The following is a 649-nucleotide window of genomic DNA, read 5'->3' on the forward strand; positions in this document are numbered from 1 at the left end:
TAGAACAACACAATGATGCCTATTTATTTGAAATAGCAGAACACTTTGCCTGTACACCACAAGGTATATTTTATGCACTAAAATCAATCGGTATGACACTTAAAAAAAGACCACGACCTACAAAGAACAAGACCCAATCAAAGTAGAAAACGATCTAACCAAGCTTGCAACCTTCAATGACCATCAAAGGGTTTATATTGATGAAACGGGTATAGATACCTACTTACATCGACCCTTTGCAAGCTCATCCAAAGGGAAAACTGTTAAAAGCACCATTAGTGGCAAAAAATATAAACGGATATCCGTTGTTGCAGGTCAAATTGGCAATAAACTCATTGCCCCAATGACTTACGAAAATACCATGACAAGTGCCTTTTTTGAAAAATGGTTTGAAGAACACTTATTACCATCATTAAGTGTTAAATCAGTGATTATTATGGATAATGCTCGATTTCATCGAATGAAGGTTCTAAAAGCGTTAGCCGAAAAATTTGGTCACGTTGTTTTGCCTTTATCACCTTATTCGCCAGAGTTAAATCTAATCGAAAAGCAGTGGGGCAATCTTAAAAAGTATTTACGTAAAGTTTTATCTAATTTTGATGTCTTTTGGGATGCTCTTTTGTCCTATTCTGGATTTAATTGATTATAT

1 pseudogene is annotated in these 649 nt (G+C 34.8%); it reads left to right on the top strand.

Going from position 1 to position 649, the window contains the following annotated elements:
• Positions 1–643: pseudogene (locus A5N85_RS14305) on the top strand (IS630 family transposase); the annotation flags it as partial.
• Positions 644–649: the final 6 nt, after the last annotated feature.

It is taken from the genome of Suttonella ornithocola (assembly GCF_001889065.1).
Lineage (GTDB): Bacteria > Pseudomonadota > Gammaproteobacteria > Cardiobacteriales > Cardiobacteriaceae > Suttonella_A > Suttonella_A ornithocola.